Here is an 18,346-nt window from a genome sequence, read left to right as displayed (position 1 = left end):
CTGACTACGCGCGGCCAGTATCTGCACGTGCATAACCGTTACCGATATCGGCTCGCATATCAGCCGGTGTTTCAAAGTCGCTTGCGGCACCACGCATGTTGCTTATTGACTTTGGAAAGCCGGATCGATTGCTGTAATCACGTATAGGCATGTGTCGTGGACGATGGTGGCGCTCCGTGATGCCCCGTGTTGCCATGACATCGACCAACGCGGTAGCCAACACAACAGCCATCGCGATTTTCACGTTTCCCCGCTTGGGATTATCGGCATTCAGACCGGTCGCCAGTGTAGCCAGATCCAGGGCATCACCCGCTACACGGCTCCAGAGCGCAGGTGCAGGATTGTCACTCAGCGCGCCGACACCACTGACAATCTCACGCACCCCATAGGCACGAACAATATTCTCCGACCCTTCCATACCCAAGGCGCGGGTCAGTAGCCGTGGAGCAGCCAACTCCAGGAGACCAAGACCCAGGCTGTAAAAGCCGAGGCCACGGGCCAGCTTGTCTGAAGCGCCTAGTGATCGCTGGGGGGATGAAAATTTCTCAAGCATGGTCATAGCCGTCTCCCTCAAGGTTTCAGAACAACCTTGACGCAGTTGTCGAGTTTGTCCCGGAAGGTCTTATACATTTCCGGGCCCTGGTCGAGACTTACCGTATGGGTAATCACGAATGAGGGGTCGATCTGTCCGTCATCGATACGGCGCAGCAGGTCATCCGTCCAACGTTTGACATGCGTTTGCCCGGTGCGCATGGTAAGCCCCTTATTCATGAGCGCCCCCATGGGAATCTTATCGACCAATCCGCCGTAAACGCCCGGGATAGATAAAATGCCCGCCGGGCGACAGACATAGATCATCTCGCGTAATACATGAGGACGATCACTCTCCATCATGGTCGCCTGCTTGACCCGATCATAAACGGCATCCAGTGACCGCGTCGCATGGGACTCAAGGCCTACGGCATCAATGCATTTTTCAGGACCCTTACCGCGGGTAAGCTCGTTCAGACGCTCAACCACGCTCTCCTTGTCGAAGTTGATGGTTATCGCCCCGCCCGCTTCTGCCATAAGCAGTCGTTCAGGCACGTTATCGATCATCACGACCTGCTTGGCGCCCAGCAGTATGGCGCTGCGCACACAAAACTGACCCACCGGACCCGCCCCCCAGACCGCTACGGTATCAGTAGGCTGAATGTCACATTGCACCGCAGCTTGCCAACCCGTGGGGAAAATATCGCCCAAGAACAGTACCTGTTCGTCCGTAAGCGTGCTTGGAACCTTTACATGGGTAGAATCTGCAAACGGAACACGTACGTACTCGGCCTGCCCGCCTGCGTAACCGCCGGTTAGGTGCGAGTAACCAAAAAGGCCTGCTGTGGAGTGACCAAACACTTTGTCACCCAAGTCCTTACGGCGATTCGAGCGCTCGCAGACAGAGAAATTACCGCGTTTGCATTGCTCGCATTCGCCACAGGTAATGGTGAATGGCACGACGATGCGATCGCCTACCTTTAGCTCTTTGTTTTCCGAGCCGACCTCAACCACCTCTCCCATGAACTCATGACCCATGACATCGCCGCACTCCATGCCGGGAATGAAATGGTCATAGAGGTGAAGGTCGGAGCCGCAAATGGCGCAGCTCGTTGTCTTAATAATAGCGTCGCGTGGGTGTTCGATCTTGGGGTCCGGAACGGTGTCGTAGCGGATATCGTTTTTCCCGTGCCAACAGAGTGCTTTCATGCGCGTTCTTCCAACGTTGGTTGAAAAGTCCCGTCACCAACAGCGTGAAGGTCCCTCCTGTCTGGGACATGGGCGGGCTGTATGAATAAGGCCACTCCCTTGGCAGTGATGCTATTGGGACATCAGAACGCATAGGAAAAGTTCAAAGATTGCTCGGATCCTCAAACCAAACGGTAAGGAATAAAGATGACCTGCTGGTCATTCCCTTTTAAGAAACCTTATAGGGTTACTGTTAGAACTACTAATCGCGGGTAGCGTTCGGTTTCTCAGGAAGCGTACATTGATCATCCTTACAGCGTCTGGAGCCTTCCGGATGAGGAATCCAGGCCAGTTGCGGGCGAGCGCGCAAAAACAGGCGATAACCCAAATCAAACAACGGCCGCAGCGGCTTCCAGGCAAGAGGTGCTGCCCAACGGCCAAGCCCTGCCGCTCGCCAACTCCAATAGGTTGCATCCAGCCCCTTGACCCATTGCCCGTCGGCAAATCGGGCGTGCAACAGATCCCTGAATTGCTGTGATGACATGCCAGGTGCCGGTGCCTCGAAGGTTGGATCAGCTACGTCTGTAAATAAAAGACGTGCAGGGTCAGCATGTCGACGTAGATGTCGAATCTCACGGGCACACAGCGGACAGTCGCCATCGTAAAACAAGGTGAGCGGCCACGCGGGTTGCATATACTTCTCCAAAGGGTACGACCTGAAGAGGCCATACCCTTTCACTCGATCAGATAGGGCTATCGGTAGAGGGTTTTTCCCACAGATTGATTCCCCCTTCAACTGCATACTTATCGATTTCTGCCAGCTCCTCCGCGCTAAAGGACAGATTGCTCAAGGCTCCGATATTTTCCTGCAACTGTTCCGGACGACTCGCCCCAATCAGAGCCGAGGTGACACGCGGATCGCGTAGCGTCCAAGCCAGGGCAAGCTGAGCCAGACTCTGACCGCGACGCTGGGCAATCTCGTTCAGTGCGCGCGCCCGTGCGATGTTGTCATCGGACAGGTGCTCCGGTCGCAAGGAGGCACCGCCGGGGCGGTTCACCCGTGCATCCTCCGGTACGCCATTGAGGTATTTGCCGGTCAGCAAGCCTTGGGCCAACGGTGTAAATGCGATGACGCCTGCACCGACCTCATCAGTTGCGTCCAGCAGGTCTTTTTCGATCCAGCGATTGAACAGGTTGTAGGAAGGCTGATGGATGAGAAGAGGAACCTTCCACTCCTTGAGCAGCGCCGCCATCTCGCGTGTCTTGCCAGCCGAATAGGATGATATGCCAATGTATAGAGCCTTACCCTGCTGCACGGCCGTAGCCAATGCACTGGCGGTTTCCTCAAGTGGTGTGTTGGCATCGAAGCGGTGGGAGTAAAAGATGTCGACGTAATCCAGCCCCATACGCTTCAGGCTCTGATCAAGGCTTGCCAGGACGTACTTGCGTGAGCCGCCGCCCTGTCCATAAGGCCCTGGCCACATGTCCCAGCCGGCTTTGCTGGAAATGATCAGCTCGTCCCGATAGAGCTTGAAGTCTTCCCGCAGGATTCGGCCGAAGTTGGTTTCGGCGCTGCCGTAGGGGGGGCCATAGTTATTGGCAAGATCGAAATGGTTGATGCCAAAGTCGAACGCAGTACGCAACAGGGCCCGCTGGTTTTCAATCGGTGTGGTGTCACCGAAGTTGTGCCACAAGCCCAGGGACAGTGCAGGCAGGACCAGACCACTCTTGCCTACCCGGCGGTAAGGCATGGATTCGTATCGGTTGATGGCGGCCGTATAGCTCAAGGCGTTCTCCTCTCTTCTCTGTTGTGCTTATGCTTAGGTCTGCAACGGTTATACGACAACTTGACCATTCAGCAAAAGCTGCTTCTACATTCCGCAGGCTTGAATGAGAAATTGTCGAAAGGCTTCTGCCGCCGTCGGCAGTTCGGTATCCGGCCTCCAGATCAGCCCGAGCTCCATAGGCGGAACGGCATCATTGAGCGGGCGGACCTCGATCTTCTTGCCTTCAAGCGACCAGGTACGAAACACCATGTCCGATAGGATAGTCACGCCAAATCCATGGGCAACCAGGCCACGTACAGATTCCATGGAGGATGTTCGAAACGCGACCCTTGGTTCCAGACCGCGTGCCTGCCAATAGCGCTGGGTCGAGGCTTCGCCCTCTTCGACCGTCCCGAGGATATAGGCATGCTCGGCCACATCCTTGAGGGTAATGTCGGGTTTGGTCATCAGTGGGTGATGACTGGCCAGCCAGAGCTGGCGCCGTGATCGAATCAGAACATAATGCTCGAAACGGTCAATGGCCTCGCTGTTGGACACAATGATCAGGCCAAGATCCAGGCGTCCTTCCAGAACAGCCTGCTCGATGCTGGGCCGATCCATGTCCACTAGATCAATATCCACTTGTGGATAGCTGCGCTTGAAGCGAGCCAGCAGGCTGGGCAGAAAATACCCAAGCACTGCGTAGGTGGCTCCTACGCGCACCACTCCCTCCTGGGTATGACTCAAAAATAGGGGTTCCTTGAGTGCATCGTTCAGCGTATCGAGAATGTGCCGGGCATGCTGCAGGAACCGGTGCCCCTCTGCTGTCAGAGCAACCCCGTAGGGCTGTCGCTCAAACAGATTGACCCCCAGATTTTCCTCCAGTTGAGCCACTGCTGAGGTAATCGCGGACTGGGAAACATGGACATCCAATGCCGCCTTGGAGAAACGGCCCGTGGTGGCAGCCGCCACAAAGTAGCGTAGTTGACGCATCGAAATATCTTTGGAGCTGGCCATCTGATTTTCGAATACCTGAGTGCGGTTTTTAGAATTTTACGTTACCTGTACCCCTTCCTACACTCAAAAGCAAATGGGGCTTCGCTCGCCCCGATCCTGATGACAAAAACAATAAATCGAGGAATAGCGAATGAGTGCAGCCAACAAGACGTTGGATGAAAAGTACACGTTGGAAAGCGGGCGCATCCTGCTAACCGGTATCCAGGCGCTCGTTCGCCTACCCTTGATGCAACGGCAACGTGATCTTGCAGCAGGTTTGAATACTGCTGGGTTCATCTCGGGCTACCGTGGCTCGCCACTGGGCGGCCTGGACCAGGCTTTATGGAAGGCTCAGAGCCATCTCAAACAGCATCACGTTGTCTTTCAGCCCGGCCTGAACGAAGACCTGGCCGCTACGGCCGTCTGGGGATCACAGCAGGTCAACCTCTTCCAGGGTGCGCAATACGACGGCGTGTTTGGCATGTGGTATGGCAAAGGCCCAGGCGTTGACCGCTGTGGCGATGTCTTTCGCCACGCTAACGCTGCAGGCTCTTCACGCTTTGGCGGCGTGCTGGTTATCGCTGGTGACGACCATGGCGCTCGTTCTTCCACCCTGCCTCATCAGACCGAGCACATCTTCAAGGCCGTGATGATGCCGGTATTGTCTCCCTCCGGGGTGCAGGAATACCTCGATTTTGGTTTGCATGGCTGGGCCATGTCCCGCTATTCAGGCTGTTGGGTGGCCATGAAAGCCATTTCGGAAACCGTGGAAAGTGGCGCGGTGGTCGATGTCGACCCGCTTCGTGTACAGCCCAAGGTGCCTACCTATGAGCTCCCGGCGGATGGTCTCAACATCCGCTGGCCCGATCCGCCACTGGTGCAAGAGAAGCGCTTGCTGGAGCATAAGCTCTATGCCGCCCTCGCCTATGCGCGGGCCAACGGGCTCGACCGCATCACCCATGATTCTCCCAACGCCCGCATCGGTATCATCACGTCAGGCAAATCGTATCTGGAAGTCTGCCAAGCCCTGAAGATTCTAGGTATCGACGAAGACATGGCCCGGCAGATCGGCTTGCGCGTGTACAAGGTGGGCATGGTCTGGCCCCTGGAAGCCGAAGGCGTTCGGCATTTTGCCGACGGGCTGGAAGAAATCATCGTGGTGGAAGAAAAACGCCAGTTGATCGAATACCAGCTCAAAGAAGAGCTGTACAACTGGCGCGAGGATGTCCGTCCACGCATCGTGGGCAAGTTTGACGACAAGGGCGAATGGTCACTGCCCCATACGGACTGGCTGCTCCCGGCCACCAGTGACTTGACCCCAGCGCAGATTGCCCGTGCAGTGGCCAAGCGCATCCTGCAACGCCAATCCAATGGCCTGCTGCAGATGCGCCTGGCGGTGTTGGATGCTCAGTTGGCGGCTAAAGGCGGACTGGTCACCAAGATGGCGCGGATGCCCCATTACTGCCCTGGCTGTCCACACAACACTTCTACTCAGCTCCCGGAAGGCAGTCGCGCACTGGCCGGGATCGGTTGTCACTACATGGCAACCTGGATCTACCCTGAGCACACCCAGACATTCAGCCAGATGGGTGGTGAAGGTGTTGCCTGGGTAGGACAGGCACCGTTTACTCAGACAAAGCATGTGTTTGCGAACCTGGGCGATGGGACTTATTTCCACTCAGGGCTTCTAGCCATTCGCGCATCGGTCGCCGCGAAAGTACCGATTACCTACAAGATTCTCTACAACGATGCCGTGGCCATGACAGGTGGTCAGCCGGTAGACGGTACCTTGACCGTGCCGCAGATTTCTCAGCAGCTACGTGCTGAAGGTATCGAGCGCATCGTGGTCGTCACGGATGACCCGGATAAATACAAGCCAGTCAAAGGGCTTGCCGAGAATGTACCGGTCAAACACCGTGACGAGCTGGACGCTGTGCAGCTTGAGCTGCGAGAGCACCCGGGCGCATCCGTCATCATCTACGACCAGACCTGTGCCGCCGAGAAGCGGCGTCGCCGCAAGCGTGGTGCCTATCCTGATCCCGCTCGTCGCGTCGTGATCAACGAGGCCGTGTGTGAAAACTGCGGTGATTGCAGCAGCAAGTCCAATTGCATGTCCGTGGCTTCGGTCGAGACTGAGTTCGGACGCAAGCGCGAGATCGACCAATCCGCTTGCAACAAGGATTTCAGCTGTCTTTCAGGTTTCTGCCCGAGCTTTGTCACGGTGGAAGGCGGAAAGCTGCGCAAGGCCAAGGCGCTGGCGGAAGACCCTTCAGATAGCTGGGATCTGCCTGAGCCTGTACTGGCCTCGGTCAGCGAGCCTTACAGCATTCTGGTAACCGGTGTGGGCGGTACAGGAGTCGTCACGATCGGTGCCCTCCTGAGCATGGCGGCTTATCTTGAAAGCAAGGGAGTGCTGACGCTGGACATGGCGGGGCTGGCGCAGAAAGGTGGCGCAGTGTGGACCCATGTCCGTATCGCCGAGCGGCAGGAGCAGCTCTTTGCACCCCACATTGCCGAAGGTGAAACCAACCTGTTGTTAGGTGGCGATCTCATCGTCAGTGCCAATGCCGAGACGCTTGATAAGCTTCGCCAGGGCGTCACCCATGCGCTCGTCAACAGCCAGGAAAGCGTAACCAGCCACTTTGTTCGCACCTTTGCCCATCAGGCAAACAGTGGCGATGTTCACACCCATCCTGATCCTCAATTCCAGTCTACGGACATGGCCGCTCAGATCGCCGAAGCCGTAGGAACGGATCGTGCCTTTTTCCTCAATGCCAGCCGTATCGCTACTTCGCTGATGGGCGACTCGATTGCAACCAATACCTTTTTGATGGGAGTGGCCTATCAGAAAGGTTGGCTGCCGGTTAGCCAGGACTCGCTATTCCAGGCGATCGAAATGAATGGCGCTGCCGTCGAGCTGAACAAAAAAGCCTTCATCTGGGGCCGTCGAACTGCCGTTGACCAGGCGCGGGTCGAGCAGAAGGTCAAGGAAGGCTCCGTTGTTATCGCATCTCACCAGTTATCCAAAACCCTTGAAGAAGTGATTCTGCGGCGTGTGGATGACCTGACGGCGTACCAGAACACCGCCTATGCCGAGCGCTACCTCGCACGTCTTGAAAAGATCAAGGCGGCTGATACTGCCCTGATGGGACAAGCCGGAGAGTTGAGCGAGGCGGTTGCCCGCGCCTATTACAAAGTCCTGGCTATCAAGGACGAATACGAGGTGGCGCGTCTGTACACCGATGGCGACTTCCAACGCAAGATTGCTTCGATGTTTGAAGGAGACTACACGCTCAACTTCCATTTGGCTCCGCCTATCTTCAATAAATCCAAGGCTGGTGAGGGTCCGAAGAAGCAGCAGTTCGGACCGTGGATGATGAAAGGCTTCAGCGTGCTGGCGCGCCTGAAAGGTATCCGCAATACCTGGCTGGACCCCTTTGCCCGCACTGAAGACCGCAAGCGAGAGTTGAAGACGCTTAGGGAATACGAAGCCAACCTGGATGAAATCCTGCAGCGTCTGACGCCTGACAATTATTCCGTTGCGGTTGAGCTTGCCAAGTTGCCGCTGGACATCCGGGGGTTCGGCCCGGTGCAGGAGCGTTATCTGGCCACTGCCGAACGCAAGCGTGCCGAACTGCTGGCCCGCTTGAGGCAACAAGCCTCGTTTGTAGACGCTGCCGCTGAGGTACAGGAGACTCTGCAGCGCATTCGTACCACCCAGCTGTAAGCTGTTGAATCGAGCGGTTGCAGGGATGAGCCGCTCGCATCCCAAAGCAGCAGGTGACTTTATCAGTAGCACGGCAAAATGTTAACCTAATCACAATTCGCACGGTGCGAATCAAGGATGCCTGAAAGGATTAGTGATGTATCGTAAAGCAGTTGCGGCTGTCGGAATGGCCGTATTATTAAATGGATGCGCCTCTGGCTTGAACAGTTTTCAGAAGTCAGAGCTCGATCGGTACGAAGCACGCGGCCTGGTCGTTCAAGAAAAGAGTCCTGGTCTTGCAGCAGGCCTTGGCCTTCTTCCGGGAGGAGGTTCTTTCTATACCCGAGAATACGGCTTTGGGGTCGTGAATCTCCTGCTCTGGCCTCTTTCCATCATTTGGGACCCGGTTGGCGGCTACGATACAGCTAAGGTCATCAACTATCAGGCTACCAAGGCCAAGCTCGACGCTGAGCGTGACAAGGACCTAAATGCGCTTGATAGCCAGCTTCAGCTGGGTCAAATAGACATGACTCAATACACGCTGGAAAAGCGCAAGATCGAAAGCAAGTACAAGTAATTCCTCGTCGCTCCCGCTGACATCATAACCAGCGGGAGCGATACGCACTACGATGCCTTTCGCTGCGTCAGCTCCTCGATCATGATTTCCCGCATGCGAAATTTCTGAATCTTGCCCGTTACGGTCATGGGAAACTCGTCTACGAAGCGAACATGTTTCGGCACCTTGAAGTGTGCGATGTGGGCCTTGCAGAAGTTGCGAAGTACCTCCTCCTGCGGGCTATGCCCGTCATGCAACTTGACCCAGGCGACGATCTCCTCACCGTACTTGTCGTCAGGAATGCCAATCACCTGAACATCTGCCACTGACGGGTGACGGAATAGGAACTCTTCGATTTCACGTGGATATACGTTTTCACCACCCCGAATGATCATGTCCTTGCTGCGGCCCACGATCTGCACATAGCCCTGCTCGTCCATGCAGGCAAGGTCGCCCGTATGCATCCAGCGGGCACCGTCCAGCACGTCGGATGTGGCCTTTGGGTTTTCCCAATAGCCCAGCATCACGCTGTAGCCGCGTGTACATAACTCGCCTATCTGTCCACGAGGAACGATGCGGCCCTGCTCATCGACGATCTTGCTTTCCAAATGGGGCTGACTGCGGCCCACGGTGGTAACGCGTCGCTCCAGTTCATCGTCCGGGCCGGTCTGAAGGGAGACCGGACTGGTCTCGGTCATGCCATAGGCAATCTGCACTTCGCTCATGTGCATCTCGGTTATGACTCGGCGCATCACTTCGATCGGGCATGTCGATCCTGCCATGATGCCGCTGCGCAGGGAGGACAAGTCAAAACGCACACGTTCGGGATGATCAAGTTCGGCGATAAACATGGTGGGAACGCCATAGAGCACGGTGGCCTGCTCCTCCGAGACAGCGCTCAATGTTGCCAATGGCTCAAAAGATGGCGCTGGATAGATCATGGTGGAACCGTGGGTCAGGCAACCTAGATTACCCATGACCATACCGAAGCAGTGATACAGCGGTACGGGAATGACCAGACGATCCCGATCGGTCAGCCCAAGGCTTTCTCCCACCATGTAGCCGTTATTGAGAATGTTGTAATGACTCAGAGTGGCTCCCTTGGGAAAGCCTGTGGTGCCTGAGGTGTACTGGATATTGATAGGGTCATCGAACTGAAGTAGCGCGCTGCGCTCATGCACATCAGCCGTGCTCGTTTGCTTGGCGAAATTGGAAAGATCACTCCAACGCAGGAAACCGGCAGGTGCCGTTTCGCCCAGCGTGATTATGCCGTGCAGATCCGGAAGGTTTACACAGCGCACCCGCCCTGGGGGCTGGCTTTCAATATCAGGGAGAAGCTCGTTCAACATGGCGTGGTAGTCGCACGTCTTGAAGATATGCGCGCACACCAGCCAACGGCAGCCGGATTGCTTCAGCACATACTCCAGCTCACCTACCCGATATGCCGGGTTGATATTGACCAGAATGGCCCCGATTCTAGCGCTGGCAAACTGCGTGACGCACCATTCCATGCAGTTTGGTGCCCAGATACCCAGTCGGTCCCCCTGCTCTACACCCAATGCTACCAAGGCCCTGGCGCAACGCTCTACCTCCTTGGCCAACGCCTGCCAGGTCAGCCGTACATTATGGTGACGAACAATTAGCGCTTCGCGCTCAGGGTAACGGGCTACCGTAAGATCAAAGGCCTCTCCAATCGTCATGGCCAGTAAGGGCTTGTCTTGACGGCCCTGGGTATAGCTCGGTTGGTTCATGGCTTTCCCTTCTTGTCATTGTTGTGGGAGCTGCTGACTCATGTGGCTACCGCTAAAGCCTAGTTATCTTTACGTTAACGTAAAGGGCATGCCAAGTCGTTGTATCCAACCAGCACAGCCAAATTTCTGAAGAGGTGTCTGGCATGCTTGCGAGGTATTTGCATCTAGACGTTACCGAAGCGAGTTGACAGCTTCGCTGACCAGCTTTACGTTAACGTAAAGGTAATCCAGTTGAGTTTACATATGACGGCGAGTTACAGCATTTCCGATCTAGCCCGAGAGCTGGACATTACAACCCGAACCATTCGCTTCTATGAGGAGCAAGGCATGCTTACGCCCGAGCGGCGTGGTCAGGAGCGCATCTACTCGGCCAAGGATCGCGTCACGCTCAAGTTGATTCTGCGGGGTAAGCGAATCGGGTTTTCGCTGGCGGAGTGCCGGGAATTGATCGAATTGTATGACCCGAGTTCAGGTAACCAGAAGCAGCTCAATAGCATGCTGACCAAGATTGCGGAACGTCGCGAGCAGCTTGCACAGCAGCTGCTGGATATTCAACAGATGCAGCTCGAACTGGACACGGCTGAAGAACGCTGTCGTGCGGCGCTGGAGATGGCTAACGCAACGGCTTGATCCCCTTTTTGCTTCCACCAGACAAAAACAATCACAGGTGACCCCATGACATACCCCTCGCTCAACTTTGGCCTCGGCGAAACCATCGACATGCTGCGCGAGCAGGTGCAAAGCTTTGTCAGAGCGGAAATCGCACCCCGCGCAGAAGCCGTTGACCGTGAGAACACGTTTCCCCATGACCTTTGGCGCAAATTTGGCGACATGGGTCTTCTGGGTATCACAGTGAATGAAGAGTACGGCGGCTCGACATTGGGGTATCTGGCTCATGTAGTGGCCATGGAAGAAATCAGCCGAGGCTCGGCTTCTATCGCCCTCTCCTATGGTGCGCATTCGAACCTGTGCGTCAATCAAATCCACCGTAATGGGACGCCTGAGCAGAAAGCCAGATATCTGCCCAAGCTGGTATCAGGTGAGCATGTCGGCGCCCTGGCCATGAGCGAGCCGAATGCCGGTTCTGACGTGGTTTCCATGAAACTGCGTGCAGAGAAACAGGGTGACCGCTACATCCTCAACGGCACTAAAACCTGGATTACCAATGGACCAGATGCCAATACCTATGTGATCTATGCCAAGACTGACCTGGATAAAGGACCACACGGCATCACAGCATTCATCGTTGAACGTGACTGGAAAGGCTTCAGCCGCAGCAACAAGTTCGACAAGCTGGGTATGCGGGGCTCCAATACCTGCCAGCTCTTTTTCGATGGCGTCGAGGTGCCGGAAGAAAACATCCTTGGCGCCCTGAACGGCGGCGTAAAGGTACTTATGAGCGGGCTGGATTACGAACGTGTCGTACTCTCCGGCGGTCCTGTCGGCATCATGCAAGCCTGCATGGATGTCATTGTCCCCTACATTCACGACCGCAAGCAGTTTGGCCAGAGTATTGGCGAGTTCCAGCTGATCCAGGGCAAGGTGGCAGACATGTATACGCAGCTCAATGCCAGCCGGGCATACCTGTATGCCGTTACCCAAGCCTGTGATCGAGGGGAAACCACGCGCAAAGATGCCGCGGGCGTCATTCTCTATACGGCTGAGCGAGCAACCCAGATGGCGTTGGATGCTATCCAGATTCTGGGCGGCAATGGCTATATCAACGAATTCCCGACCGGCCGCCTCCTGCGCGATGCCAAGCTGTACGAAATTGGTGCGGGGACCAGCGAGATCCGGCGCATGTTGATCGGGCGCGAGTTGTTCAAGGAAACGATGTAACCCGCTTTTTATCCTGCGGACATTCCAACAACAACACTGAAGCGAGATCCGCCATGACCGTTCTAACCAGTCAGCTCGACCCCCGCTCGCCTGACTTTATCCGCAATCAAGACGCCATGCAGGCACAGGTGGCGAACCTGCACGCTCTGCTTGCCCACATCCAGCAAGGCGGCGGACCCAAGGCGCAGGAGCGTCATACCTCACGCGGCAAACTGCTAGTACGAGACCGCATTGATCACCTGCTCGACCTCAACTCGCCTTTTCTGGAGGTTGCCCAACTTGCCGCTCATGAGGTTTATGGCGAGGACGTACCGGCGGCTGGCGTGGTAGCCGGTATTGGCCGAGTCGAGGGCGTGGAGTGCATGATCATTGCCAACGATGCGACGGTCAAGGGAGGGACGTATTACCCCCTTACCGTCAAAAAGCACCTGCGTGCCCAAGCCATTGCCAAAGAGAACCGACTGCCATGCATCTACCTTGTGGATTCTGGCGGTGCCAACCTGCCCCGACAGGATGAGGTCTTTCCTGATCGCGAGCATTTCGGACGAATTTTCTTCAACCAGGCAACCATGAGCGCCCAAGGCATTCCGCAGATTGCGGTAGTGATGGGTTCTTGTACTGCCGGTGGCGCCTATGTGCCCGCCATGGCGGACGAAACCATCATGGTTCGCAACCAGGCCACCATCTTTCTGGCCGGTCCGCCCTTGGTTAAAGCCGCTACCGGTGAGGTAGTGACCGCTGAGGAACTGGGTGGCGCTGATGTACATTGCAAAGTGTCCGGCGTGGCGGATTACTACGCCGAGAATGATGAGCATGCCCTTGCTCTGGCGCGTCGCTGTATTGGCCATTTGAACTGGCGCAAACAGGGTCAGGTACAGATGCGCTCCCCTGTAGCACCTAAATACTCACCCGATGAGCTTTATGGGATTATCCCGGCAGATGCCAAACAGCCCTACGACGTTCGCGAAGTGATTGCGCGTCTGGTTGATGGTAGCGAATTCGATGAGTTCAAGGCGCTGTTCGGACCTACGCTGGTCTGCGGTTTTGCGCATTTACACGGCTACCCCGTAGCAGTTCTGGCCAATAACGGCATCCTGTTTGCCGAGGCGGCGCAAAAAGGCGCGCACTTCATCGAGCTGGCCTGTCAGCGAGGTATTCCACTGGTGTTTCTTCAAAACATCACGGGCTTCATGGTTGGCCAGAAATATGAAGCAGGCGGCATTGCCAAGCATGGGGCCAAGCTTGTGACCGCTGTCGCCTGCGCACAAGTCCCCAAGTTTACCGTGATCATTGGCGGCAGCTTTGGCGCGGGCAATTACGGCATGTGCGGCCGAGCCTATGATCCCCGCTTTCTCTGGACGTGGCCTAACGCCCGTATCGCGGTAATGGGCGGCGAACAGGCAGCCGGTGTACTGGTGCAGGTCAAGCGGGAACAGACCGAGCGGACAGGCGGAGCACTCAGCCTGGAAGAGGAAGCGGCCATCAAAGAGCCGATCCTGGAGCAGTACGACCGTCAGGGTCACCCCTACTATTCCAGCGCCCGATTATGGGATGACGGCGTGATCGATCCTGCCCAGACGCGTGAAGTACTAGCTCTGGCTATCTCCGCTTCTTTAAACGCACCTATTGAGCCGACCCGCTTTGGCGTGTTCCGCATGTAAGGAATCCCGCGATGACTTACCAGACCTTGCAACTTGACATCGACAGCCGCGGCGTTGCCACCTTGTGGCTGAACCGCCCGGAAAAAAACAATGCGTTCAATGCCGAGGTGATTGCCGAGCTCATTCACGCGTTGGAAGCAATTGGTTCTAATGAGGCCATCCGGTTTCTGATTCTGCGTGGACAGGGACGGCACTTTTCCGCAGGAGCAGACCTTGCCTGGATGCAGGCATCGGCCACCTTGAGCCTCAAGGAAAACCATGACGATGCACAACGACTAAGTCTTTTAATGGAAACACTTCATGCCCTACCCCAACCTACGTTGGCGGTCGTGCAGGGAGCGGCCTTTGGTGGAGCGCTTGGATTGATTGCCTGTTGCGACATGGCCATCGGTTCGCAGGATGCTGTGTTCTGTCTTTCTGAAGTCCGCATCGGTCTGGCTCCGGCAGTGATCAGCCCTTATGTCGTCCGGGCTATTGGCGAGCGAGCCACGCGCCGCTATGCCTTAACAGCCGAGCGCTTTTCCAGTGGTCGTGCGCAAGCCTTGGGACTATTGAATGAGACCTACCCGGCTGACCAGCTGGAAGCCGCCGTCAATGAGTGGAAAAACAATCTGCTCCTCAACAGCCCCGCAGCCCTTAAAGCCTGCAAGAGCTTGCTACACCAAGTGGGTACGGCTGCAAACCTGGATGATGCATTGAAAGGTTATACCCAGCACTTCATTGCATCAATGCGGGTAAGTCCAGAAGCACAGGAAGGGCTAAGCGCCTTTCTTGAAAAACGTATGCCCAGCTGGCAGGAGCCTTCCGTATGAGCATGTTAAAGCCTCTCGACACTCTCCTGATCGCCAATCGCGGCGAGATTGCCTGTCGTATCATGCGTACCGCCCAATCGCTAGGCATCCGAACGGTCGCCGTGCACAGCGAGATCGACATTACAGCCCGCCATGTTCGCGAAGCAGACCTGGCTGTTAACCTGGGTGGTAGTAAACCGGGCGAAAGCTATCTGTGTATCGACAAGATTATTGCAGCGGCCAAGCACAGCGGTGCCCAGGCCATCCATCCGGGGTATGGCTTTCTTTCCGAAAATGCAGCCTTTGCCCAAGCGATTGAAGAAGCAGGCCTGCTCTTTCTCGGCCCTCCCGCCTCCGCAATTGAGGCGATGGGTAGCAAGTCTGCCGCCAAGGCCCTGATGGAAACCGCCGGCGTGCCCCTGGTTCCCGGCTATCATGGCGAGGACCAGACGCTAGAAACATTCAGACAGGCCGCCGAGCAGATCGGCTATCCCGTTCTGCTGAAAGCGGCTGCCGGCGGTGGTGGCAAGGGCATGAAAATCGTTGAGCGAGAGGCCGATCTGGCTGATGCCCTGGCCTCGGCGCAGCGTGAAGCTCAATCTGCCTTTGGCGACGCCCGCATGCTGGTTGAAAAATACGTGCTCAAGCCTCGACATGTCGAAATACAAGTCTTTGCCGATCAGCACGGTCATTGCTTGTATCTGAACGAACGCGACTGTTCGATTCAGCGTCGCCATCAGAAAGTCATAGAAGAAGCCCCTGCCCCCGGACTTTCTCCTGCATTGCGTAAAGCCATGGGAGAAGCTGCCGTACGGGCTGCACAGGCGATCGGCTATGTCGGTGCCGGTACCGTCGAGTTTCTGTTGGACGACCGTGGCGAATTCTTCTTTATGGAGATGAACACGCGCTTACAGGTAGAGCATCCTGTGACAGAGGCTATCACCGGACTGGATCTTGTTGCTTGGCAGATTCGCATCGCCCGAGGTGAAGCCCTGCCCATCACTCAGGATCAGGTCCCGCTTGAAGGGCATGCTATTGAGGTACGCGTGTATGCAGAAGATCCTGGCAATGATTTCCTGCCCGCTACCGGTACCTTGCATCTCTATCAGGAACCCGCCAGTGGTCCAGGTCGCCGCATCGATAGTGGTGTAACCGAGGGTGATACAGTATCGCCCTTTTACGATCCCATGCTGGCCAAGATCATCGCTTGGGGCGAGAACCGCGAAGAAGCCAGACAACGTCTGCTCGCCATGCTGGAGCATACCCAGGTAGGTGGGCTGCGAACCAACCTGGCCTTTCTCAAGCGCGTGTTGGCTCACCCCGCCTTCGCGCGTGCTGAACTGGATACAGATTTCATTCCTCGGTATCGGAATGAATTACTGCCAGCCCCTGCAGAGCATAACAATGATTTCTGGCAAGCAGCTGTTCAAGGCTGGCTAGGCAGTGAGCCTCCGGTAGCAAGGGCTGATGACCCCAGCGCTCCCTGGGCATCGTTGCCCGGATGGCGAGCAGGCTTGCCGAATCGGCAGGCAGTAACGCTGATATGCAATGAAGAAAAACAGCGTGTTGTCTGGGATGGAAAAGATCGAAAGGTCAAGGCGCAGCACCGCGACGACAACCTCTATCTGGATTGGCAAGGCGAAACCCACACCCTTACCCGCTTCGATCCCATACAGGCCGCAACCAATAAAACGGCCCACTCAGGTGGGCTTACCGCTCCTATGAATGGCAGCATTGTGCGGATACTGGTAGAACCAGGTCAACGTGTTGAAGCCGGCACCCCGCTGGTGGTTCTGGAAGCCATGAAGATGGAACATACCATCCGGGCCCAGACTCCAGGCATGCTCAAGGCCATCCTTTACCATGAGGGTGACATGGTCAGCGAGGGTTCAACCTTGGTTGAAATGGAGGCTGATGATGCTGCCTGAGCGTGTTCGTCTGGTTGAGGTAGGCCCACGAGATGGCCTTCAGAATGAGACACAGCCGATTAGCCTGGAGGACAAGGTACGGCTGGTAAATGATTTGACTGACACTGGCCTTGATTACATCGAAGTGGGTAGTTTTGTTTCTCCCAGGTGGGTGCCGCAGATGGCAGGGAGTTCTGATCTATTTTTGAAGATCTTTAAAAGGGCTGGTATTACCTATAGTGCCTTGACGCCTAACATGATGGGTTTCGAAGCTGCCTTGAATGTAGGTGTGAAAGAAATAGCCATCTTTGCAGCAGCATCCGAGAGCTTTTCTCAACGTAATATCAACTGCTCTATCAATGAGAGCCTGCAGCGGTTTAAACCTGTAATGGAGGCTGCACGGCAGCATGGGATTAGCGTCCGTGGGTATGTTTCCTGCGTACTGGGGTGTCCTTATGAGGGCGACATTACGCCTGATCAAGTCTTATCAGTTGCACGTGAACTGATTGATATGGGATGCCGTGAAATTTCATTGGGTGACACGATAGGGATTGGTACACCGGGTGCTGTACGAACGCTCATAGGTAAGCTCTCCCAAGAGATTCCGTATGATCGACTGGCTGTGCATTTCCACGACACTTATGGCCAGGCATTGGCCAATATCTATGCTGCCCTGCTGGAGGGTGTCTCTGTGGTCGATAGCTCTGTTGCCGGCCTGGGAGGCTGTCCCTATGCAACGGGTGCAAGCGGTAATGTGGCCACAGAGGACGTGCTCCACATGCTCAACGGCCTTGGTATCCAGACTGGAGTAGATCTTTCTCGGCTGATTGCCGCAGGTCAACGAATCTGTGAGGTCCTAGGCCGCGATACAGGCTCTCGAGTCGCCAAGGCTTTTAAATAGCGCTCCTCCCCTACCGTTACGAGACTTTATAAGTACTCGTAACGGTTCATATGCAACGTACCCGCTTTTACCGGTCATGCTTCATAAGGTAAGCATCAACATCATGGAACAATGCCAGAGCTCTGGATACATTGGGCGTATTTCCTACCGTTCGATTACTGCTCGAAACGCTGATTACGATGCCGACGCGAATGCCCCGCTCCGCTGATCTGGAAGGAAAAGATGAAGCTGGAGCACTGGAGAAAATATTTGGTTAGACAGCGATTCATTTCTACGGCTGGTAATGCCCCTCTTCTCCTGGCATGAAAGCTACGTTTGTATGAAGCCAGCTTCTTAACGTAGCGTCTTTTCTGATGACTTGCTGCTTTTGCTTTTTATGGAGGTGTTTGAAAAGACTATATGGGCTGGTATTACTTAGGCACTACAAAAAGGGACGCACATGGCGTCCCTTTTCTAGGATCTGATGGCCGCTGTACTTAGGCAATCTGGCCTTCCAGCGCAGGCTTTTCATCAGCACTCAACTGGCCGTTGATAGCGATGCGCTTGGGCTTGGCCTCTTCCGGTACTTCACGTACCAGATCGATGTTGAGCAGGCCATTCTTCAAGCTCGCACCTTTCACCTCGATATGATCAGCCAGGCGGAAGGACAGCTTGAAGGCACACTGGGCGATGCCTTGGTGCAAGTAGGTCACGCTGTCGGCGCTCTTCTCACGGCGGCCGCTCTTCACGGTCAACACGCCCCGCTCCACTTCG

At 55.7% G+C, this 18,346-nt stretch carries 15 protein-coding genes; 8 read left to right on the top strand and 7 right to left on the bottom strand.

Going from position 1 to position 18,346, the window contains the following annotated elements:
* Positions 1-4: 4 nt before the first annotated feature.
* The 5 genes from PLU01S_RS23080 to PLU01S_RS23060 form a co-directional block, all read right to left on the bottom strand.
* Positions 5-559: a hypothetical protein gene (locus PLU01S_RS23080; RefSeq protein ID WP_074826489.1), complete on the bottom strand. Its 555-nt coding sequence runs from the start codon at positions 557-559 to the stop codon at positions 5-7.
* Positions 560-570: 11 nt separating this feature from the next.
* Positions 571-1,740: a zinc-dependent alcohol dehydrogenase gene (locus tag PLU01S_RS23075; RefSeq protein WP_074826486.1), complete on the bottom strand. Its 1,170-nt coding sequence runs from the start codon at positions 1,738-1,740 to the stop codon at positions 571-573.
* Positions 1,741-1,981: 241 nt separating this feature from the next.
* Positions 1,982-2,413 carry a thiol-disulfide oxidoreductase DCC family protein gene (locus tag PLU01S_RS23070; protein WP_074826482.1) on the bottom strand — a complete coding sequence of 144 codons (432 nt, stop codon included), beginning with the start codon at positions 2,411-2,413 and terminating at the stop codon, positions 1,982-1,984.
* Between the two features lie 49 nt (positions 2,414-2,462).
* On the bottom strand, positions 2,463-3,506 hold the full coding sequence (gene mgrA / locus PLU01S_RS23065) for an L-glyceraldehyde 3-phosphate reductase (protein WP_019364171.1): 1,044 nt from the start codon (positions 3,504-3,506) through the stop codon (positions 2,463-2,465).
* Between the two features lie 84 nt (positions 3,507-3,590).
* Positions 3,591-4,502 carry a LysR substrate-binding domain-containing protein gene (locus PLU01S_RS23060; RefSeq protein ID WP_074826480.1) on the bottom strand — a complete coding sequence of 304 codons (912 nt, stop codon included), beginning with the start codon at positions 4,500-4,502 and terminating at the stop codon, positions 3,591-3,593.
* 130 nt (positions 4,503-4,632) lie between these two features.
* On the opposite strand from PLU01S_RS23060, the gene PLU01S_RS23055 reads away from it, so the two are divergent.
* Positions 4,633-8,208 carry an indolepyruvate ferredoxin oxidoreductase family protein gene (locus PLU01S_RS23055; protein ID WP_074826477.1) on the top strand — a complete coding sequence of 1,192 codons (3,576 nt, stop codon included), beginning with the start codon at positions 4,633-4,635 and terminating at the stop codon, positions 8,206-8,208.
* Between the two features lie 136 nt (positions 8,209-8,344).
* Positions 8,345-8,764 (top strand): hypothetical protein, encoded by a 420-nt coding sequence (locus tag PLU01S_RS23050; RefSeq protein ID WP_074826473.1) that lies wholly within the window; start codon positions 8,345-8,347, stop codon positions 8,762-8,764.
* A gap of 47 nt (positions 8,765-8,811) precedes the next feature.
* On the opposite strand, the gene PLU01S_RS23045 is transcribed toward PLU01S_RS23050, so the two are convergent.
* Complete coding sequence (locus PLU01S_RS23045; RefSeq protein WP_074826471.1) at positions 8,812-10,494, bottom strand: AMP-binding protein; 1,683 nt, start codon at positions 10,492-10,494, stop codon at positions 8,812-8,814.
* Positions 10,495-10,737: 243 nt separating this feature from the next.
* On the opposite strand from PLU01S_RS23045, the gene PLU01S_RS23040 reads away from it, so the two are divergent.
* Genes PLU01S_RS23040 through PLU01S_RS23015 form a run of 6 tightly spaced genes read left to right on the top strand, consistent with a single transcriptional unit; the run spans position 10,738 to position 17,593 of the window.
* Complete coding sequence (locus PLU01S_RS23040) at positions 10,738-11,124, top strand: MerR family transcriptional regulator (RefSeq protein ID WP_010798313.1); 387 nt, start codon at positions 10,738-10,740, stop codon at positions 11,122-11,124.
* A gap of 45 nt (positions 11,125-11,169) precedes the next feature.
* A complete protein-coding gene (locus tag PLU01S_RS23035; protein ID WP_074826468.1) occupies positions 11,170-12,333 on the top strand; it encodes an isovaleryl-CoA dehydrogenase in 1,164 nt (387 codons plus the stop codon).
* Positions 12,334-12,386: 53 nt separating this feature from the next.
* Positions 12,387-13,994 (top strand): carboxyl transferase domain-containing protein, encoded by a 1,608-nt coding sequence (locus PLU01S_RS23030; RefSeq protein WP_074826465.1) that lies wholly within the window; start codon positions 12,387-12,389, stop codon positions 13,992-13,994.
* 11 nt (positions 13,995-14,005) lie between these two features.
* On the top strand, positions 14,006-14,806 hold the full coding sequence (locus PLU01S_RS23025; protein WP_074826462.1) for an enoyl-CoA hydratase-related protein: 801 nt from the start codon (positions 14,006-14,008) through the stop codon (positions 14,804-14,806).
* Positions 14,803-16,713, top strand: a complete 1,911-nt coding sequence (locus tag PLU01S_RS23020) for an acetyl/propionyl/methylcrotonyl-CoA carboxylase subunit alpha (RefSeq protein ID WP_376748364.1) — start codon at positions 14,803-14,805, stop codon at positions 16,711-16,713. The genes PLU01S_RS23025 and PLU01S_RS23020 overlap by 4 nt, the downstream gene beginning before the upstream one ends.
* Positions 16,700-17,593: a hydroxymethylglutaryl-CoA lyase gene (locus PLU01S_RS23015; protein ID WP_074826460.1), complete on the top strand. Its 894-nt coding sequence runs from the start codon at positions 16,700-16,702 to the stop codon at positions 17,591-17,593. Before PLU01S_RS23020 ends, PLU01S_RS23015 begins: the two co-directional genes overlap by 14 nt.
* A gap of 476 nt (positions 17,594-18,069) precedes the next feature.
* Here the strand turns inward: PLU01S_RS23015 and PLU01S_RS23010 are convergent.
* On the bottom strand, positions 18,070-18,346 hold a 277-nt coding region (locus PLU01S_RS23010), incomplete at its 5' end, for an Hsp20 family protein (RefSeq protein ID WP_139803990.1).

The sequence above is a fragment of the Pseudomonas luteola NBRC 103146 genome (assembly GCF_002091675.1).
In the GTDB taxonomy this organism is placed as follows: domain Bacteria; phylum Pseudomonadota; class Gammaproteobacteria; order Pseudomonadales; family Pseudomonadaceae; genus Chryseomonas; species Chryseomonas luteola.
The sequence above is the reverse complement of the archived record's forward strand: the minus strand, read 5'-3'. Positions and strand labels throughout refer to the sequence as shown.

Excerpts from the sequence above, each read along its gene's own strand:
- PLU01S_RS23055 (WP_074826477.1), top strand. The coding sequence starts at position 4,633 with ATGAGTGCAGCCAACAAGACGTTGGATGAAAAGTACACGTTGGAAAGC.
- PLU01S_RS23045 (WP_074826471.1), bottom strand. The coding sequence starts at position 10,494 with ATGAACCAACCGAGCTATACCCAGGGCCGTCAAGACAAGCCCTTACTG.
- PLU01S_RS23030 (WP_074826465.1), top strand. The coding sequence starts at position 12,387 with ATGACCGTTCTAACCAGTCAGCTCGACCCCCGCTCGCCTGACTTTATC.
- PLU01S_RS23060 (WP_074826480.1), bottom strand. The coding sequence starts at position 4,502 with ATGGCCAGCTCCAAAGATATTTCGATGCGTCAACTACGCTACTTTGTG.
- PLU01S_RS23080 (WP_074826489.1), bottom strand. The coding sequence starts at position 559 with ATGACCATGCTTGAGAAATTTTCATCCCCCCAGCGATCACTAGGCGCT.
- PLU01S_RS23025 (WP_074826462.1), top strand. The coding sequence starts at position 14,006 with ATGACTTACCAGACCTTGCAACTTGACATCGACAGCCGCGGCGTTGCC.
- PLU01S_RS23040 (WP_010798313.1), top strand. The coding sequence starts at position 10,738 with ATGACGGCGAGTTACAGCATTTCCGATCTAGCCCGAGAGCTGGACATT.
- PLU01S_RS23050 (WP_074826473.1), top strand. The coding sequence starts at position 8,345 with ATGTATCGTAAAGCAGTTGCGGCTGTCGGAATGGCCGTATTATTAAAT.
- PLU01S_RS23015 (WP_074826460.1), top strand. The coding sequence starts at position 16,700 with ATGATGCTGCCTGAGCGTGTTCGTCTGGTTGAGGTAGGCCCACGAGAT.
- PLU01S_RS23070 (WP_074826482.1), bottom strand. The coding sequence starts at position 2,413 with ATGCAACCCGCGTGGCCGCTCACCTTGTTTTACGATGGCGACTGTCCG.
- PLU01S_RS23020 (WP_376748364.1), top strand. The coding sequence starts at position 14,803 with ATGAGCATGTTAAAGCCTCTCGACACTCTCCTGATCGCCAATCGCGGC.
- PLU01S_RS23075 (WP_074826486.1), bottom strand. The coding sequence starts at position 1,740 with ATGAAAGCACTCTGTTGGCACGGGAAAAACGATATCCGCTACGACACC.
- PLU01S_RS23035 (WP_074826468.1), top strand. The coding sequence starts at position 11,170 with ATGACATACCCCTCGCTCAACTTTGGCCTCGGCGAAACCATCGACATG.